The organism is Bacillus sp. FSL W8-0102 (genome assembly GCF_038007225.1).
GTDB classification, from domain to species: Bacteria; Bacillota; Bacilli; order Bacillales; family DSM-4216; genus Bacillus_O; species Bacillus_O smithii.
In genome coordinates this window covers 222,001-241,085 of sequence record NZ_JBBOWT010000001.1, presented here as the reverse complement: position 1 = coordinate 241,085, position 19,085 = coordinate 222,001, and the positions used below count along the sequence as shown (strand labels likewise).

Here is a 19,085-nt window from a genome sequence, read left to right as displayed (position 1 = left end):
CCTTTGGGTTAGCTGGCTTAAGGTTAAGAAGCTAAGCCAGCTAACTCTATTTGGAAACACTCCTCAGGTGTACGATAATTGAGGATCTTCCTTGGAAGATGGTTACACCAATTTTCAACATAGGTAATGGTTTCGTCTGCCACAGAGGAAATGGGTCTCCCCTTTGGTATGAAGCGCCTAATAAGGCCATTATGACGCTCGTTGGTTCCTCGTTCACAGGATGTGTAAGGGTGTGTAAAATAAACCTCTGTTAGATCTTTTTCAACACTAAGGCCGAGGTCAGCAAATTCAGAACCGTTATCAGCCGTAATGGTTTTAAACACTTTAGAGAACCGATTACCATAAGACACTTTCAACTGAGATATGACTTCTGAAACGGATAGACTATCCTTGGCTGTCACTCTCAAAATTATTTCTTTACGGGTTTTGCGCTCAGTAAGAGTCAATAAGGCCTGATCTTTAGTCTTCTTGCCTATAACCGTATCAATTTCCCAGTGACCAAACTCTTGGCGTTCATTGACTTCAATTGGTCGCTCATCGATACTGCGTCCTAAGATCTTCTTATTCTTCCGGTTACGTTTTTTCTTGGTGTTCAGGGTAATTTTCATAGGTAGGTCAATGTTTTTAACGCCTATAAGTCCTAGATCAATATAGTTATAAAGGGTCTTGGTGCAAACCATTTTGTCTTTGAATTTCCCATCACGTTTGGCTCTCCCACATACCGCATCAGGAGACCATTTCTTATCAAGGATCTGAGTTTCGGCATACTTAATAAACTCGATGGCATCGTCTAGTTTTAGCTTGCGGCCACAGGCTTTCCTGTTTCTCTCATAGAGAAGTTGACCTGTGTCTGGAAAATAGACATGAACAATTTTCCCGTTGCTTTTTCTTTGTGGCACTGTACCTCTTCTTAACTCACGGGAGATGGTGCTTTTGTGACAACCAACATAATCTGCAATCTCCTGTTGAGTCTTACCAGCAGCGTGTAAGGCCGCAATTTTCCCACGGTCATAAGCCGTTAAGTGTTTGAAATGCCGAGCTCCTATGGTAGAATTAGTAATTGCCATAGATAAATCCTCCGTATCGATATTGTTTTAGTCGACTTAATCATACGTGGTTTATCTATGGTTTTTCATTTTTTATGCTTGTTGCATTTGATTATACAACTAGCCATAATAAAACGATTTCCTATGTGGTAAAATATATTTCATCGGTGAATAGATCGCAAAATGCAACCGCAAAATATCATTATTAATCACTGAAAGAGGAGGAAATTCATTTTTAACGTCGATCGTCTTTTTAATATTCATTGGCTTTAATCGCTGTGGAAATTTTCCGATGTCTTTAATGTTATAGTACTTTTCAATGTGACGACGAGAGCGAGCAATAGTGAGCGAATCAAGCAATGTAAAATAATCCCAACTTAACATATCTAGCAGTCTCTCTGTAGTTCGCTCATTTTCCGGAAGATTGCTCCATTTGTTGAATTGCGATTGCGCACGTCGAATCGTTTGGCTAATGAGTTTAATATTGGCTGTTTCTGCTAATGCTTTGTCATTACCTTCTGTAATAAAGGCAATTTGATTTTTTAAATAATCAAGCTTATTGTTGACTGGAGTGGCAGAGAGCATAAGAACTTTAGTCTTAACACCGGATTTTATAATATCATTCATTAACCGAGCATAGCGAGTAATGTGGCTCTTGCGTGAGTCATTATTGCGAAAATTATGTGATTCGTCAATGACCACCAAATCGTAATTTCCCCAATTAACATGTTCTAAATTAATCGCACCACTGTATCCACGTTCTCGCGATAAGTCTGTATGGTTTAAAAGATCATACGAAAAGCGGTCATCTACTAAGATATTTCTTTTATCATTTAAACGGTAGACTTCCCAATTTTCCCTTAATTTTTTTGGTGCCAGTACAAGGACACGATGATTTCGTAATTCATAATATTTAATGATGGCTAACGCTTCAAACGTTTTCCCAAGACCAACGCTATCAGCAATGATGCAACCTCCGTACGTTTCAATTTTATTAATGGCACCAATTACGCCATCACGCTGAAAGTCGTATAGTTTATTCCAAATTACTGTATTTTCAAATCCCGTTTTTGTTTGCAATACCTCATAATTTTTTGTATCCTGTAAAAAATCTTTAAAAAGATTGTAGAGAGTGACAAAGTAAATAAACTCGGGCGAATTTTCTTTATATAGCACTTTTAAACGCCGTAGTATTTGTTCTTTCACATCTTGTAATACATATTCATTTTGCCAAATGTCATCAAAATTACGAATTAATTGCGTATTCGTTTCTAAATCGTCAACGATATTGTTAATGTACATGCTTGAGGAGTTGCTATATCCTAATCCCGGACTTGAAAAGGGCGCTCCACCAACTAGCCCAATTTGGGTACCATCTTCATTTTTAACATGATACAATCCCCCTTGAATACGTTGGCTTGTAACGGATTTGATTTGTGCTTTTCTCTTTAACCATTTTGCAAACTGTTTGGCTATATAAGCCTGGTTTAGTTCAATTTTATATTTTTGCTCTTCTTCGACGCCGTATAAGAATGCTTCATTTTTTTCAATTTGTTCTTTTAAAATATTTTCTCCTTCAATAAAAGCAGGTTCTGTAAAAATAAAGCGAAATTCATCTAATAGTGAAAGTTCTTTTTTAATTCGACAAATGCGTATAAAGTTAAGTGAGCAGCAGCAATTGATAGCTTACTGCCCTTTGTAATACAATCTTTTAAAACATCTCCTACAAGACCACTTTGTTTATTATCAATAATTCCTCTTGCCATTTTATAATTACTCCTTTATTTGAACGCTCAACTCCAATATACCAACTCGTAAAAAGCCCTTATATTGCATAGAATAATTATATTGTACTAAAATAATAACCAACAAATTGTCGAATAATGTCGAAAATGTACAAGAGTTATAAAAAACTTTCTAAAATTCTCCACTGTAATGAAATCTTTTTACTAGTCTTGATGACATAAGAATTAACTCTAGCTCCATATAGTTACCTCACAAAAAAACAAAAGCCTCGACTCTTTTTTCGATCTGGAGTTTATTCTGATGTTTATAGGAAATTAGTTCGATCAAAGATAACGGATATTCCAAGTTCCTAATCTCCTACTTTTTTATACTAGCAAGCATTAATCATAGAGAAGAATAGAAATAATATTAAGGTTTCATATTATATTGAAGTAAATGGGACACCTCGTCCGTTACAAAAATTGATCAAAAACATCAGTAGGTTGGGAAAAGACTTATTGTTGATACCAAAAGAACAAGATTCTGTTTTTTCTTCAAATTCAGATCATATATACATATGAACACCGTCGATACGTTCATCTTGTTTGCCGTGTTATAATCACTATACCTTATGGTTTTATCCCTTTACGGAAGGAGATCACTTTTGAATATCATGAAGGAACTAATTTCTGTCAAAGAAGTCGATGATTTTGTTGACCGTCACGAGTTAGCGTTTTTATATATATCCAGAGATCGTTGTAGTGTGTGCCATGATTTATTGCCAAAAATTCAAAATGTCATGGCTGATTTCCCCAATATTCAACCGGCTCTTGTCAATGCCGATCACGTTCCGGAAATTGCAGGGCGTTTTACCATTTTCACCGCCCCCGTTTTGTTGTTATTTGTAGATGGGAAAGAAGTACTTCGGGAAGTGCGATTTGTTCATGTCGAGCCGTTTCGGGAAAAAGCGAACAAAATCTACAGTATAATACAAGAATAAGCAGCCATCTTGAAATGGCTGCCTTTTATTTAGTGAAAGCGCCAATTGCATACGCATCATTCCAAAAATGAATAACAATTTTAAATAAGTTTGTATTTTGTCCTTCCGTTTCAGAGTATGGTCCGAAGGATACTGTCACAAATTGGAATGCGCCGGTTCACAACAGCTTTTTTCTGATGCTCTTTTTTCTTTACCCTTTTCCAAAGATGAAATACTTTTTACACTCATAAAACATATTCATGATATCGTTCATAATCATCCTCAAACACTTCTATAGATAATTTTTCTTCTTCATTATCAAACGAATGTCATACGGCAGTCGAAATTTTAGAAATAAAGCTCTCTATTCATCCATCTAGTGACAGACAAAAAGGGGCACTTCGATAAGTGTCCCCCAGCAATTGACATAGACCGAAATTTATTTTTTTCAAAAACAACTACCCCACGTAATAGGGACGGTTCACCATTTATTGCTTTATACCGTTTCCAACGGTATATCATGGACTATATCCAAATTTATATTTCTAAGAAAAGGGGGAAGAATTCCACAGACGCTTACATTCACTTTTAATTGCGGAAGTGCTTCTAACTGAATGGAGTGAATTTTTGCCTCATAATCACCACGTTTCTTAATAAGTTGAAACATAAATTCACTATAAAAGGCTGGGATATAACCCAATTTCCGCCCTTCACTAGTTAATACAATTACTGCTTTTGAATCATGTACATTATCTGGCTCTAGTTGAAACTGTACCTTTTCTCCGATTTTCAGTTGTCCAACGATCTGTTCTCCTTCATAATATTTCCATCCAGCGATGTAAAAATTAAAGTCAAAGTAATTTCCGTATACATAAATAGGGGCAACAAACTCATATGAATCAGTTGCAAGCCTTCCGCCGGTAACTCTCAATAAATCCATTTCCGTATAATCGTTGGACAAACCGTGTGTTCGTAGAATTTCCTGGAAATCTGGTCGCCGATGATCCGGCAAACGACGTGCAAAAGGACCGAATAACTTATCAGAAATATATGTTTTATCAATATCTCGAAATGCCAGATGCGGTTGATATCCGTTCTCTATCGCTTCTAATAACCCTCTTCTTCGTCTAATCTTATTATAATAAAAAACATATTTATCTTCATTGTGTACTAAATTCCCGATATGATAACGTTGTCGAGTACGTTCATTTTGCCAAATGAGCCAAAGCACAAAAGGACGAAACATTATTTCACCTCCGTATACCAATTCATTAACCATTCTTTCCGATATTTTAATAATTGTAATACCCATTCTTTATAAACTCTATTCATTACCTTGTCTGAAATCGAACTTAAAATATCAGATATTTCGTTTTTATTTATTTGACTCATTCGTTCAATCATTTCTTTCATTTCGCACGGGAATAATTCGTTAATAAAAGTTAACAATTCTCTATACTTCGGTTTGTGAAAGCTTCAAACATTCTTTGATCTCGAAACATTTTCAAAATACGCTCTTCCCTTAATTGATATCCTAATGATGCCCCATTATCGTATATAGGAGCAAGCTGATAATTTGATTGATCAACAATGAGTCCCCAATTATCGCAATGTCGATCTTGATTAGCAATGAACGCATCGAATACTGGAATTTGTATAAAATCTCTTTCGAGGCTAAATTCAGATAATACTTTTATTATATTCGGAAAATCGTAATATTTTAAACTATATCTATCAAAATCCTCCGCAATGGCAAAAAATAAATCACCGCCTTCATAAAACTCTTCCCCATCACGGATGAAGTTTTCCGATAAAACACCTAATACACCGTTATACATCGCTAAATCAGCTTTCATTGTTTTTAAACCTATTTTTTGTCCAATTTTCGACGCAATTACCTCTGCCCAAGCTTCTCCTGTACTCTCCTTAGGTATTTTAAACAAATAAGTACGTCTGTTCATCGGATTAATCAACCAAAACTTCTGCCTAGTTCCTGAAGCTTGTTTTTCATCATCCTTTTCCCACCGACTAACATCAATCAGACTCATGAGCGAAATCCTCTTTCTTTATTTTTAATCCAATACCTTAATTTGACTAAAATCAGAAGACAACGCACTATCAACCAATCCTATATTTGGTGGCTTAGTCACAAGTTTCTTAACCACTATCATTGAATTCCTAACATGATCAAAATATATTTACCGTTAGCTTTTACAAACATTATAGCATGTCCAGACTCACTATAACTCATTAAGAAATACCCCATATTTTTCGGATGTACTTTGTATCAGATAGAGACTTCTTGGCTCATTTCGTAGCTCTTTGCATCTTTTATTTACAACGTAACATTGTTATGTTACACTTTTTCGTGTGAAGGAGGTGCCAAGCGGTGGAACAAGAGTTGATTTCTAAAAAAGAGTTGCTCGAATTAACAGGAATTTCTTACGGACAGCTGTATCGTTGGAAACGAAAAAAGTTAATTCCCGAAGAATGGTTCATTCGAAAATCGACTTTTACCGGACAAGAAACGTTTTTTCCGAAAGAAAAAATATTAACAAGAATAGAAAACATTAAAAATATGAAAGACGATTTATCGTTAGATGAATTGGCGAGTATGTTTTCTCCTAACCCCGCAGACATCACACTCAAAAAAGACGAACTTCTTAATCGAAACATTATTTCGTTAATGACATTGCGTTTTTATAAAGAACAAAAAGGGGAACATGATACATTTTCATTTGCTCAACTGTTTCAACTCTATGCGCTGGAAAAGCTTCTCCAATCCGGAGACATCAGTTTAGAAGAGGGCAAAATCATCTTGAATGTATTAGAGACCCATTATCCAAAACTTCAAGGTCGGAGTGGTGAATTGATTTTGATACGAAAAATGGGGATATCGACCTGTATGATAGTGGCAAACGGAAACGATGTGTATTTTGAAGAGGAAATAAAAGTGGTGGCCCGTCTTCATTTACCAAGCTGTGTGGAGGAATTAAAAATGAAAATACTGGAGGGATAACGGGTGGAAAGACAGGATTTAGTGATCGCTGGGTTCGGGAATTCTTCCGGCGGAAATTACAACCTAGTAAAAATTTCCGGAAATGGTGAATTGCAAGGCGATCTTGATTGTATCGAATTGAACATTCAAGGAAATGCCAAGATTTTGGGCAATGTCAAATCGGAAGCAACCTATGTTTCGGGTACAGCCAAAATGAACGGAACACTGCATTCAGAGACGATGAAAATCCATGGCAGTGCTAGCATTGACGGCAATGTGGAGTGCAAAGAAGTTCGTTTTCACGGAAGCGGAAAGGTGAAAGGGAATATAACGGCGGAAGAATTGCACATTCACGGCGGAGCGACCATTGCTGGGGGTTGTTCATCAGAAGTATTTGAAACAAACGGGAGTTTCCGTGTCGGTGGATTGTTAAATGCGGGAAAAATTCAAATTCAGTTGTTAGGACATTGTCAGGCAAAAGAAATTGGCGGCGAAAACATTGAAGTGAAAAAACAAAAAAGGATATTTTTTAAAAAGTGGTTTTTCAATGCTGTATTAAACGCTGAAAGCATTGAAGGAGACGAGATTTATTTGGAGAATACAAAAGCCAAAGTAGTGAGAGGAAATCGAGTGTTACTTGGCCCCGGATGCGACATAGAATTTGTGGAATATAAAAATCATTTTCAATGCGATAAAAGATCAAAAGTCAAAACCAGCAAAAAATTATAGAGGAGGGAGACCGACAGTGGAAAATGATACGCTGCGTCATTTAACGGTGACCGGTACTGGTATTACTTCCGGGGGAACTTTCAACAAAGTAAAAATTCGCGGAGAAGGCACCATTAATGGAGACTTGGATTGCGTTCAATGGAAAGTGTTTGGAACCGCCGATGCGAACGGGTTCGTCAAGGCAAAAACGATTGACATTTTCGGTCAGGCAAATATGAAGGGAAATGTAGAGGCAGAGTCCATCAAGATTTTTGGAGAAGCCGATATACAAGGTCATGCCACGATGAAAGATTTAAACCTTCGCGGAGCCGTTCATATAAAAGAACGTTTAGTCGGAGGACATATTCATGGTTATGGCGAATTGAAGATTGAAAACGATTGTGAAGCGGATTCTATTTCCTTAAAAGGAGCCGTTGCCATTGGCAGAACGTTAAATGCAGAAAAAGTATCTCTCTATCTTCATTTTGAGGATAGCCGCATTGCGGAAATTGGCGGAGAAGTCATTCGCGTCACAAAGAGCAAAGCATTTAATGTCATCAATTTTCTAAAACGATTTAGACAGGATTCCGCCAAGCTCGTTGCAGAAAGCATTGAAGGAGATGACATTTATTTAGAATACACGAAAGCAAAAGTCGTCAGAGGAAAAGAAGTAACGATTGGTCCAGGTTGTGAGATTGACCTCGTAGAATATCAAACCAGCTTTCAACAAGATGAAAAAGCGATTGTAATAGATAGTAAAAAAGTATAGAATCGAATCGTTCCATTTAAGGGGAGGTGGCTTTCGGTGAAAAAGAAAGAAACGAACATAGCGTGGGTTGTGGCAGGTTTATTATTAGGAATTTTCGTTGCGGCAATCGATAACACCATTGTGGCAACGGCTATGGCGACCATTGTAGCGGATCTTGGAGGACTGGACAAATTTGTTTGGGTAACATCCGCTTATATGGTGGCCGAGATGGCTGGTATGCCGATTTTTGGAAAACTTTCGGATATGTATGGCCGAAAACGGTTTTTCATTTTTGGGCTAATCGTGTTTTTAACCGGTTCGATGTTATGCGGCGTTGCCCAAAACATTGTTCAGCTCAGCCTTTTTCGAGCGATTCAAGGAATTGGCGGCGGTGCGTTAGTTCCTATTGCCTTTGCCATTATGTTTGATCTTTTTCCGCCTGAAAAACGCGGAAAAATGGGAGGTTTTTTTGGAGCGGTATTTGGTTTGTCGAGCATATTCGGACCATTGCTTGGCGCTTATATCACGGATTACTTCGATTGGCGCTGGGTATTTTATATTAACATCCCTATTGGTCTTCTATCGTTCTTTTTCGTTACCTTTTTTTATCACGAATCGCCTGTTCATGCGAAGCAAAAAATTGATTGGTGGGGAGTCGTTACACTCGTTCCTGCGATCATTTGCCTAATGTTTGCTCTTGAACTGGGCGGAAACCAATTTGAATGGAGCTCCAAAGTCATCATCGGTTTATTTTCTGCTTTCGCTGTATTATTTTTGCTGTTTCTTTATGTGGAGACAAAGGCAAAAGAACCCATTATTTCCTATCATATGTTTAGAAAACGTTTGTTTGCAGCAAGCAATCTTGTAGGGTTCTTTTCCGGAGCTACCTATATAGTTGCCACCGTGTACATTCCAATTTTTATCCAAGGAGTGATCGGCGGTTCAGCAACGAATTCAGGGCTGGTTTTACTGCCGATGATGTTGGCGACGACGGTATCCGCTCAATTAGGCGGTTTTTTAGCCAATAAAATGAGTTATCGAAACGTCATGATCATCTTTACATCGATTTTCATTATCGGCATGTTTCTATTAAGCACAATAACAGTCCATACTTCTCGCCTTATGATTACCTTTTATATGATTATAACCGGATTAGGGGTAGGCGCTTCTTTTTCCGTTTTAGGTATGGCGGCTATCCACCATTTTCAGCATAAAGATCGTGGGGCGGCCAGTTCAACCAATTCCTTTTTGCGTTCGCTTGGAATGACGATCGGGGTCACGGTGTTTGGAATCATTCAAAGAAATCTTTTTAAACATAATTTAACGGACACATTCAGTGGCATGTCGCAAGCACCACAAAACTTGAATTTCAAAGATCCAAGAGCGATACTATCGCCGGACACGCGCTCCCACATTCCAGAACCAGTGCTTGATAAAATCACATCAGCGTTGTCATCTTCCATTGCCCATACCTTTGTGTGGAGTCTTATTCCAGCGCTGCTGACATTATTATTTGTAATGTTTATGACGAATGATCAACTATCCACCAATTTCAGAGCACAACCAGTTAAAATCAATGAAGGAAAATAAGGTTGTATTCTGGGGCAACAAAGCCGATATTCTCTTCATGAATGTTACAACAGATGTTTTAGATCTATCATTTTTCAACAAGACAATTGGCAACACTTTTGGTGTCCAGCATTATTAAGACACTTTGCCAGCAAAATAATAGAGTATAAACTTAAGAAAGAAAACTTGGTGTTCCATTCCCCCTTCGTCATCGTGATGGTTAGGGGGATAAATTTATATATGCTTTCTTTCCATGATTTTTAGGCCAAATTCACGTAGGAATAATGAGTAAAAAGATAAAACGTCCTCTACTTTTCAATCGGTTTTACCGTATAGATGAAGCGCGAACACGCAACAGGGGCGGTATGGGATTGGGGCTCGCTATCGCCAAGGAATTCATATTAGCCCATGGCGGCACAATAGAAGCAGAAAGCCAACCAGGCGAAGGCACCACTTTCATCACAACTTGGCGAGGAGACTCCAACTTCTAAGCGTTAGCGAAAGTTGGAGAGGAATCGCCTTCTCTCCTTTCTACATAAAATTTAATTTTCACTAATTTTATGTTATACTGTATATTAGTGAAAGGGGGTGTAATGATGAATTTAACACTGACTGCTAAAATCAAAATAAATCCTACGAATGAACAAGCAATTATTTTAAAAGAAACTATGAATGCTTATCGAAAAGCCTGTAATTTTGTATCTGAAATTATTTTTCACTCTAAAATTTTAACGCAAGCTAAATTACACAATATGACTTACAGAGACTTGCGTTCTCAATTTGGTTTGCGTTCACAAATGGCTCAATCCGTCATCAAAACGGTTATTGCTAAATATAGAACCATAAAAAGCAATGGTCACTCTTGGACATTGATATGTTTTAAAAAACCTCAATATGACTTAGTTTTCAACCGAGATTATTCTTTAAATAAAGGTTTGTTTTCTGTTAACACATTAGAAGGACGAATCAAAGTACCTTTTGAAATTAAAGGATTTGAAGAATATTTTGATGGCACTTGGACATTTGGCACAGCGAAACTTGTGTACAAGCACGGAAAATGGTTTTTGTGCATTCCAATGTCCAAAGAGATAGAAGAATGTGATCTAAAAAACATTAATCAAGTAGTTGGAGTAGATTTTGGAGTTAATTTTGTCATCACCACCTATGATTCCAATGGAAAAACATTCTTTTGGAATGGACGACGAATCAAACATCAACGTGAAAAATACAAACGATTGCGTAAACAGTTGCAACAGAAACGAACTCCTTCTGCTCGCAGAAGATTAAAAGCTATCGGTCAACGAGAAAACCGTTGGATGCAGGATGTTAACCACTGCATTAGCAAGGCACTCGTTGAACGATATGGAGCAAACACGTTGTTTGTTTTAGAAGATTTAACAGGTATTCGTCAAGCAACAGAAAAAGTCCGCAAGGAAGATCGATATGCCATGGTGTCTTGGGCTTTTTATGATTTACGCCAAAAAATTGAATATAAAGCCTTAAAACATCGAGCAAAAGTCATTACAGTTAATCCTAAATATACCTCACAAACTTGTCCAAAATGCGGACATACCGAAAAAGTCAATCGAAATAAACAAACACATACATTTTGTTGTAAAAATTGTCACTACCAATCCAATGATGATCGAGTGGGTGCTATGAATCTTCAACGAAAAGGAATTGAATACATCGTTGAAGAAACCATCCAAGCATGACTTGGGTGGTTGGGTAGTCGTCAACCTGCCCTGATGCGACACCAATTGAAGGTAGGAGTGCTTAACACGTTGGTACTACTGGGTAGTCGCAAGCTCCCACTTCAAACTTCGTCAGAAGTTAAGTGGGAGCAGTTGACGGATTGAAAACTCCGAACTCTAATTTCGAGTTCGGATTTTGTTGGATGATTCTGATTCGTATCAGCCTCTTTGGATAAAGATGCTTCCCACAACTGTATTTTCTTAAATCTGTCCCAATGCTGTAAATGTTTCAATATATGATTGCCTCTGACAAGCATTTGTTCCTATGACAACTCTATAAAAAGATTTTCTGATATATAATAAATTACAAACTGCTTGTTTCGTTCTCAACACCTTTGCTTCTAACGAGTATCGAAAATTCAATCTCTTATACCCTTTCGATCCATACACCCCCTATGATTCGTTTCACTAGTTTGCCACAATGAAAGGAGATAGTAGTATGAACCTTTCGGCTGTTTTACGAGAAGCACTTGATAAAATCAGTGACAAAACAGCGATCGTCCAATACAAAAGCGTATCTGGCGGCGATATCAATGCTGCCTATTATGTAAGAAGTGAACGACGTTCTTATTTTGCCAAAATCAATGAGCGTATTCCTCCTCGCTTTTTTCAAAGTGAAGCAGCCGGTCTTGAATTGCTGAGACAAACGAATGCGGTTCATGTTCCAAAAGTATATCATTGTGTGGAAGCAGAAGACGGATCTTATGGTTTGCTGTTACTTGAATGGATTGAAGGAGAAGAAACGGATCAAACTCCGGTTTTGCTAGGTCAGGCAGTAGCTCGCCTTCATCAATGTTACGGTCAGTATTTCGGATTAGCCGAAGATAGCTTCATTGGCCGTCTTCCGCAAAAAAACGGACAATATGAAAACTGGATCGATTATTTTCGGGAACGTCGGCTTCTTCCGCAAGTTCAATTGGCAGAACAAAAAGGAAGAATGCCAACGTACAGACTAAAGAAATTGGAAACATTGTTAGAGTCGCTTGATCAATGGCTCCCACCTACATGTAAGCCATCTTTATTGCACGGCGACCTTTGGGGCGGAAACTGGATGGCAGGCGAACATGGAATTCCTTATCTCATTGACCCTTCAGTATTTTATGGGCATTCAGAAATGGATATTGCGTTTACGGAACTGTTTGGCGGATTTCCAAATGCTTTTTATCGCGCGTACAACGAAATTCAGCCACTTTCTCCGGAATATGAGAATCGAAAAGAGCTGTATCAACTGTTTTACTTGCTCGTTCACCTGAATCTGTTCGGGGAAACATACGGAGCTTCCGTCGATCGAATCTTGCAAAGGTATGTTGGATAATTTAAAGGCGAACAGTGACCATTCCTGTTCGCCATTTTCATTGCTTTTTATTTGATATGTAGATCCGATACAGAGACTGAAGAAACTTCTTTTCCATGCGCTTCTCCACTGACATTTAAGATAATCACACCGGCAATAATCATCAAGATGGCCACCATTTTTAAGAAAGAAAAGTGCTCTTTGAAGTATAAAATGCCTATGATGGCGATAATCGCAGTACCAAGTCCGGACCATATGGAATAAGCGATGCTTACATCTATCTTTTTCAGTGCTAATGTAACTAACGTAAGGCTGGCTCCATAAAATACAAACATGAGTACAGAAGGAATGAGCTTCGTAAATCCTGCTGACATTTTCATTGAAGTTGTGCCTAAAACCTCCGAAAGAATTCCTAATAAAAGCAAAATCCAACTCATAAACGTTTCACCTCCCTTTTTCAGAAGTACATATCATGAAAGGATATTATGAAATTTTCATCACATTGATGCCTTTACAAAGAAGGGTACCATAATACATGTGCAATCGCGATAAATCTTGTTCTTGGCGCTTCGGTTTGAACTTGAAAATCTGGCCTGGTCAAACTTTGTTGAAAATAAATGATCCGTACATGATGGAAATGATGATCAGAACACAACGAATGGAACCTACAAAGGTTCCATTCGTTGTTCCAATGATATTGCTTAATATGGACGATCCCCAACGATTGCAACGCGTTCAGCCTTACGCGGATTTGGATAATAGTCCGATACCGCATAATGTTGGGTTGCACGATTATCCCAGAAAGCGATGGAGTCCTTTTCCCAACGAAAACGCACCTGATACTCAGGAATGTGAGCTTGACGGAACAAGTACTGAAGCAGCTCTTCACTCTCATCAGGGTCCAGACCTACGATTCGAGTCGTAAACGATGGATTCACAAACAAAGTCTTCCGTCCAGTTTCCGGATGGGTTCGAACGATCGGATGTTCAACAGGCGGAAATTTTTCTTGTTGAACCGCTAACTCTTCCGGTGTCAGTAAATCGCTGAAAGCAGGAGTAAAATCGTGAATGGCAGTAAGGTGATCAATACGCTCCTTCACTTCGTCAGGTAAATTATCATATGCAGCAGCCATATCTGCCCATAACGTGTCGCCCCCGACAGGAGGAACTTCTATTAATCTTAATATCGCTGCTTTCGCAGGATTGGGGCGAAAAGTGACATCCGTATGCCAAATATTTTCTTTTCCAGTTTCTTTCTTCCCCTTGGAAAAGCGAACAATTTCCTCAGATTGATCTTCTTCAACAGGATAAAATGGATGAACTTCTAATTCACCCCACAGCCGAGCAAACGCCCGCTGCTGTTCACTCGTGATTTTTTGGTTGCGAAAGAAAAGAACCTTCCATTCCAATAATGCCCGGTTCAACTCCGCCTGCAACTCTGGAGAAATTGGCTCTCTCAAATCAATTCCGATGATCTCAGCACCTATGATAGGAGTTAATGGCTTGACTTCAAATAACGAGTACGGCCGCTCCTCTACACCTTCAGGCAGACGGCGTAAAATTCGTGGACCTACATAATTATCGCGATTTTCAAATTTGAGTGGTCGTGAAAAATTCGTGTGAATTTCAGACATTTACATTCTCCTTTCATAATGAATAGATAGAGAGTGTTGAAAAGCGCTGTTGGCTTGCGCCTTTCAAACAAGCTAATATATTTCATTCAAGGCGTTTTTTGCTTTGAAATGACCTCTTATAGCGGAAATTAAATAATGCCGCAGATCATTAAATTCCTTTAAATGTTTGATTTCATCGACTGATTGATTCTGTTTTGACAATGGATTCGGCAAATCGACTACGATTCTTCCCGGTTGAGAGTTCATCACTAAAATCCTTTTTCCTAACAAAATAGCTTCTTCGACGTCATGAGTAATAAAAATGATGCATTTCTTTGTTTTTTTCCAAATATCAAGAAGATGAATTTGCATGTTTTCTCGAGTTAAGGCATCTAATGCGCTAAAAGGTTCATCCATTAAAATGGCTTGTGGATCCGCAGCTAATGTTCTGGCGATGGAGGCTCTTTGTTTCATTCCTCCTGATAGCTGATAAGGCAACATTTTGGCAGAAGCCTCCAATCCTACGAGATGCAAATAATAGGAAACGAGTTTTTTTCTTTCTGATTTTGGGACAGATTTCATTTTTAAACCAAATTCAACATTTTTTTCGATGGTCATCCACGGAAAAAGGTTATGGTGCTGAAAGACGACTCCCACATCGGAACTCGGACGAGTATGGGGTTTATCGTTGATCATGACTTCACCGGCAGTTGGTTTCTGGTAACCAGCTAATATATTTAATAAAGAAGATTTTCCACATCCCGACGGGCCTAATAAACAAACAAAATCATTGGCATCCAATCGAAGATTTATTTGGTCCAATACAGGAAGATCGTTTTTCCCGTTGGCATATTGCAAGCTAATGTTTCTCAATTCAATTAGCGGACGGTGTTGAGCTCTCTCTGAATCCTCTTTGATCGAAGCAATTGCCATGTTATCCCTTCTCCATTCCTGTTATTTGTATAAATTGCTTAGTAGACCTTTTTGATAGGTAGCTAGGCTCGGGGAAGATGGTATATTTTTCTGTTTTACCATAAAATCTCCCGTGTCTTTTAAGATTTTGGCTAATTTGCCCGGCTTCTTGGCATCACCGAAATATTCCTTTTGCTGCGAAGCATCTAACCATATAATTTGTCTCATGGTTTTTAAGCTTTCCTCAGGCGATAACCCCAATTCTTTCGAAAGCACTTTCGACGACTCTACTGGTTTGCTCCGATAATAATGGACCGCCTGATTTAAAACAGAGATATATCCTTTTACAATTTCAGGATATTTTTCTGCAAAATCTTTACTTACAATGCCAAATTCTCCCGTGACAATTCCTTTTTTCGCCAAATCTTTTGATGAAATGATGACTTTTCCTCCATCATCGATCAACTTCGTTTGTACCGGCTGCCAAATATATGCTCCATCGATATCCCCGCGTTTCCAAGCTGCATAAATGTCAGGAGGCTGCATATCAAGTAGAGTGATATTATTTTTCTTAATGTCAATCTTCTCTTCTTTCAAAGCTCCCAGTAAACTATAATGGGATGTTGAACTGAATGTCGTGGAAATTTTCTTATTTTTCAAATCTTTTAAAGAAGAAATTCCGGAATCTTTTTTAACGACCAGCGCCTCGCTTTCGCCGATAATATCGTGCAAATAATAAATTTTATAAGGCAATCCACTGGCAATGCCAATGGATCCGGGCGGAGTTCCAACGAGTCCAAAATCAATGCTCCCACTTGCCATGGCATTATTGATATCTCTGCCCGAATCAAATTTAATCCATCTAATGTGAATGTTCGGGTATTTTTTCTCCAGCAAACCTAATGCCTTGGCTAAAAGTTCTCCATTTGGAGAAACCTGGTATCCCAATCGGATCTCTTTTGGCACACTACTATTAGAAGCGGAAGCCGATGATCCCTCCTTTTGGGAAGAAGCGCTTTGACTAGAACATCCGCTCAAAAGACTAAATATACTAAATAGTAAGATAATAATAATGCTGTTTATGTTTCTCTTCAGCGCCACGCAATTTTCCTCCTTTATCATACTTCATGAGTCTTGTTTTCCAACCCAAGAGAATCGAAAATGCCAATACAATCGAATGAGGCTATCTATAAAAATGGCGATGAATCCCATTATAAAAATTCCTACAAAAACGATATCGCTTCTTAAGTATTTACTTGCGTCCAATACCATCCATCCAATCCCCGAGGTAGCCGCTACCATTTCGGCAGCCACTAATGTACCGTAAGTCACACCGATAGCTGTGCGAAGACCCGTAATGATGTCCGGCAAACTAGATGGAAGAATGATATAGAAAAAGACTTTCAGTTTGGAAGCTCCTAAAGATAATGCACCGTTGATCCGATCTTGCGGAATACGTCTTACGCCCGATACTGTCGCAATAAATAAAGGTGCAAACGCACTTAAAAACAATAAGGCGATTTTCGATCGATCATCGATACCGAGCCATAAAACAAGCAAGGCATAATAGGCTAAAGGAGGAAGCGGTCTATAAAATTCAATAATAGGATCAAATACGGCGAGTATGTATCTTGACATGCCACATAGCATTCCTAATGGGACGGCAGTGAAAAAAGCTAAAATTAAAGCGAATAATAATCGGTACATACTATCTAGAATGTGCGTACTTAATGGAGTCCCTTTATATCCATCTCTTATTAATTCCACAAATGCCGTCCAAACGGATTGAGGAGTCGGAAGAAGCAACGGATCGATCCATTTTAAGTTTGTACTCACGGTCCAAAGGATGAACAGCAGGATCACGCAGATCAATGAAATCCCTCTAGTGAATATATGACCCGTGGTGCTAGATAAACTTGAGCAAGCATAAAAATAGCCCTTGCTGGCGAATCTCCTGTAGAATGAAAGTGCGACCTACCATTCGAAAGGAGAATCCCCATGCAAGAGCACTTTCATTTTACTACAGATCGGGCCAAGATTCAAAAGCAATATGCCGCCATTTTCGTTTTTGTTTCTGCTCAACTTTCATGCATTCAGGTGCATCTTCATCGTCGAAATCGCCATTTGGTCAAGCAAGAGGACGCTGTCATCATCGCCATTCATCTTTTAGGAAAGCTGCTCGGTTTTACTTCTGAACGGGCGTGGCATCGTTTTGTCACGGGAAATTTGTTCACAAACGGCTCGTTTCTTGAACGCTCCCGATACAACCGCCGTTGCCGGGCGCTTGGTTTCGCCATCAAATGGATCCGTCATGAGCTGGCAAAACGCGGTCAACATCATGCCTATGCCGTCGTTGACAGCTTGCCGCTCCCGTTGTGCCATACGGCAAGAATGCATCGCGTCAAACGGTTTCAAGAGATCGCCGACATCGGGTATTGCGCTTCCAAAAAGCAATGGTACTACGGGTTGAAGCTGCACCTTCAAGTGACCGATCAAGGGCTGCCAATGGGGTATGTGGTGACGGAAGCATCTTGCCACGATCGAATCGCAGCCGAAAGCGTGATGACTCAAATTCCTCATCCCTATAACTTTGGGGACAAAGGATTCATTAGCCGTGACTTGCAAAAAAGGCTGTACGAAGAATACCAAATGGCGCTTTGGACTCCGTCTCGAAAAAACCAGAAACATCGTGCGTCTGAGACATGGGAGCAGTGGATCCAACAAAAACGCAAAGTGATCGAGACGGTGTTCTCGGTTCTGGTTGACCACTATCGCATCACGGGGATCCGAGCCAATTCGATTATCGGATTTGAAGTGGCACTAGACGGTATATTGTTAGCTTATTCCCTGGTTACACTTGGGCTAGTTGAGCGCTAAAGCTCAACTAGCACCACGGGTTATATGATTTTTAAATACAAATTTTGGCACCATCTCACATCCCTCTCACCATGAATTGTAGCTGGCCGGAAATTATTAAATTCTCATATGATTACTTGGAAATATGGTAACAAGCGTTTTTTTATTTGTCAATCTTTTTTGAATATTGTTTTTTCAATTATCACGATCAACAGCACCACAAAGCGATATATAACGAAAAAAATTCCTTCTACTCGGTTTTTTATTTATCGCGATTTAATTAAAATCCTTCAAAAGTTGAAAATTCCTTTATTTTTACAGCGAAAATTTCTACACAAACGGATTCATCCTTACCTGCGTCATTTCTTGTCATCTTTCCTGTTTTATGATTATAATAAAATGGAATAGCATAAAATAAAAAAGGACATTGGCGGTCACCAATGCCCTAACATACACAGCTTACTGCAAGAAGTGCAGTGGCCCTCGTATTTGCGAATATGACCCACCCTTACTTAGGCTCGGCAGGGTGGGTTACTTTTTGTCTTTCGACACAGAAATGACGGCAACGATTAAGGCCGCAAACGAAATCATTAACGTCAACGCATCGGAAACCGTCATCATCAGTGATACCCCCCTTTCTTCAAGGGAGTAATCACTGCCCACCCTGCATGCAGCTGTGCAAGTTTATTATATCTTACATAATTTCCAATTTTTTATTTTTAATCCAAATGATGTAAACTTTCACCGTGGCTGGAAAAACAATAAAAACGCTCTAACCTAAATCACTAAGAACTGCATTTCAAATACCCTTTCACGGGAAAGCTAAACATCCTTATCCATTTATTGACAACGATGACTTAAAAAATGATCTTCGTTCTTGTTT

At 38.8% G+C, this 19,085-nt stretch carries 19 protein-coding genes and 1 pseudogene; 9 read left to right on the top strand and 11 right to left on the bottom strand.

Features of this window, described 5'->3' with window-relative positions:
• Positions 1-23: 23 nt before the first annotated feature.
• From N1I87_RS01260 to N1I87_RS01250, 3 genes are all read right to left on the bottom strand, one after another.
• Positions 24-1,067, bottom strand: a complete 1,044-nt coding sequence (locus tag N1I87_RS01260; RefSeq protein ID WP_048622401.1) for an IS30 family transposase — start codon at positions 1,065-1,067, stop codon at positions 24-26.
• Between the two features lie 99 nt (positions 1,068-1,166).
• The gene (locus tag N1I87_RS01255) at positions 1,167-2,444 is read right to left on the bottom strand and encodes a DEAD/DEAH box helicase (protein WP_341100303.1); all 1,278 of its coding nucleotides are present in this window, start codon (positions 2,442-2,444) and stop codon (positions 1,167-1,169) included.
• 218 nt (positions 2,445-2,662) lie between these two features.
• Positions 2,663-2,812, bottom strand: coding sequence for a hypothetical protein (locus N1I87_RS01250; protein WP_341100301.1), 150 nt, complete (start codon positions 2,810-2,812; stop codon positions 2,663-2,665).
• Positions 2,813-3,444: 632 nt separating this feature from the next.
• Here N1I87_RS01250 and N1I87_RS01245 point away from each other — a divergent pair.
• On the top strand, positions 3,445-3,771 hold the full coding sequence (locus N1I87_RS01245; RefSeq protein ID WP_341103240.1) for a thioredoxin family protein: 327 nt from the start codon (positions 3,445-3,447) through the stop codon (positions 3,769-3,771).
• Positions 3,772-4,246: 475 nt separating this feature from the next.
• Here N1I87_RS01245 and N1I87_RS01240 read toward each other — a convergent pair whose 3' ends face one another.
• Together N1I87_RS01240 and N1I87_RS01235 are read right to left on the bottom strand one after the other, a co-directional pair.
• Positions 4,247-4,996 carry an HIRAN domain-containing protein gene (locus N1I87_RS01240; protein WP_341100300.1) on the bottom strand — a complete coding sequence of 250 codons (750 nt, stop codon included), beginning with the start codon at positions 4,994-4,996 and terminating at the stop codon, positions 4,247-4,249.
• 196 nt (positions 4,997-5,192) lie between these two features.
• A complete protein-coding gene (locus tag N1I87_RS01235; RefSeq protein ID WP_341100297.1) occupies positions 5,193-5,798 on the bottom strand; it encodes a HipA domain-containing protein in 606 nt (201 codons plus the stop codon).
• A gap of 341 nt (positions 5,799-6,139) precedes the next feature.
• Here N1I87_RS01235 and N1I87_RS01230 point away from each other — a divergent pair, with 341 nt between their 5' ends.
• The 7 genes and pseudogenes from N1I87_RS01230 (at position 6,140) to N1I87_RS01200 (ending at position 12,842) form a co-directional block, all read left to right on the top strand.
• Positions 6,140-6,769: a YhbD family protein gene (locus tag N1I87_RS01230; protein WP_341100295.1), complete on the top strand. Its 630-nt coding sequence runs from the start codon at positions 6,140-6,142 to the stop codon at positions 6,767-6,769.
• Between the two features lie 3 nt (positions 6,770-6,772).
• Positions 6,773-7,477, top strand: coding sequence for a polymer-forming cytoskeletal protein (locus tag N1I87_RS01225; protein ID WP_341100294.1), 705 nt, complete (start codon positions 6,773-6,775; stop codon positions 7,475-7,477).
• A 16-nt stretch (positions 7,478-7,493) separates the two neighbouring features.
• A complete protein-coding gene (locus tag N1I87_RS01220) occupies positions 7,494-8,225 on the top strand; it encodes a polymer-forming cytoskeletal protein (RefSeq protein WP_341100292.1) in 732 nt (243 codons plus the stop codon).
• A gap of 36 nt (positions 8,226-8,261) precedes the next feature.
• Positions 8,262-9,794, top strand: a complete 1,533-nt coding sequence (locus N1I87_RS01215; RefSeq protein WP_341100288.1) for an MDR family MFS transporter — start codon at positions 8,262-8,264, stop codon at positions 9,792-9,794.
• Positions 9,795-10,078: 284 nt separating this feature from the next.
• Positions 10,079-10,264: pseudogene (locus N1I87_RS01210) on the top strand (ATP-binding protein); the annotation flags it as partial.
• 105 nt (positions 10,265-10,369) lie between these two features.
• Complete coding sequence (locus tag N1I87_RS01205) at positions 10,370-11,488, top strand: RNA-guided endonuclease InsQ/TnpB family protein (protein WP_003353042.1); 1,119 nt, start codon at positions 10,370-10,372, stop codon at positions 11,486-11,488.
• Between the two features lie 478 nt (positions 11,489-11,966).
• Positions 11,967-12,842 carry a fructosamine kinase family protein gene (locus N1I87_RS01200; RefSeq protein ID WP_341100284.1) on the top strand — a complete coding sequence of 292 codons (876 nt, stop codon included), beginning with the start codon at positions 11,967-11,969 and terminating at the stop codon, positions 12,840-12,842.
• A gap of 47 nt (positions 12,843-12,889) precedes the next feature.
• On the opposite strand, the gene N1I87_RS01195 is transcribed toward N1I87_RS01200, so the two are convergent.
• The 5 genes from N1I87_RS01195 to N1I87_RS01175 all read right to left on the bottom strand — a co-directional run bounded on the left by N1I87_RS01195 (position 12,890) and on the right by N1I87_RS01175 (position 17,218).
• The gene (locus tag N1I87_RS01195) at positions 12,890-13,258 is read right to left on the bottom strand and encodes a DMT family transporter (protein WP_270584776.1); all 369 of its coding nucleotides are present in this window, start codon (positions 13,256-13,258) and stop codon (positions 12,890-12,892) included.
• A 264-nt stretch (positions 13,259-13,522) separates the two neighbouring features.
• Positions 13,523-14,455: a TauD/TfdA dioxygenase family protein gene (locus N1I87_RS01190; RefSeq protein ID WP_341100282.1), complete on the bottom strand. Its 933-nt coding sequence runs from the start codon at positions 14,453-14,455 to the stop codon at positions 13,523-13,525.
• Between the two features lie 72 nt (positions 14,456-14,527).
• Entirely contained in the window at positions 14,528-15,367 is an 840-nt protein-coding gene (locus tag N1I87_RS01185; protein ID WP_341100279.1) for an ABC transporter ATP-binding protein, read from the bottom strand.
• Between the two features lie 21 nt (positions 15,368-15,388).
• Complete coding sequence (locus N1I87_RS01180; RefSeq protein ID WP_445285675.1) at positions 15,389-16,468, bottom strand: taurine ABC transporter substrate-binding protein; 1,080 nt, start codon at positions 16,466-16,468, stop codon at positions 15,389-15,391.
• A 3-nt stretch (positions 16,469-16,471) separates the two neighbouring features.
• The gene (locus N1I87_RS01175; protein ID WP_341100274.1) at positions 16,472-17,218 is read right to left on the bottom strand and encodes an ABC transporter permease; all 747 of its coding nucleotides are present in this window, start codon (positions 17,216-17,218) and stop codon (positions 16,472-16,474) included.
• A gap of 126 nt (positions 17,219-17,344) precedes the next feature.
• On the opposite strand from N1I87_RS01175, the gene N1I87_RS01170 reads away from it, so the two are divergent.
• Positions 17,345-18,223: an IS982 family transposase gene (locus N1I87_RS01170; protein WP_011230510.1), complete on the top strand. Its 879-nt coding sequence runs from the start codon at positions 17,345-17,347 to the stop codon at positions 18,221-18,223.
• A 510-nt stretch (positions 18,224-18,733) separates the two neighbouring features.
• Here the strand turns inward: N1I87_RS01170 and N1I87_RS01165 are convergent.
• The gene (locus tag N1I87_RS01165) at positions 18,734-18,823 is read right to left on the bottom strand and encodes a putative holin-like toxin (RefSeq protein WP_244878026.1); all 90 of its coding nucleotides are present in this window, start codon (positions 18,821-18,823) and stop codon (positions 18,734-18,736) included.
• Positions 18,824-19,085: the final 262 nt, after the last annotated feature.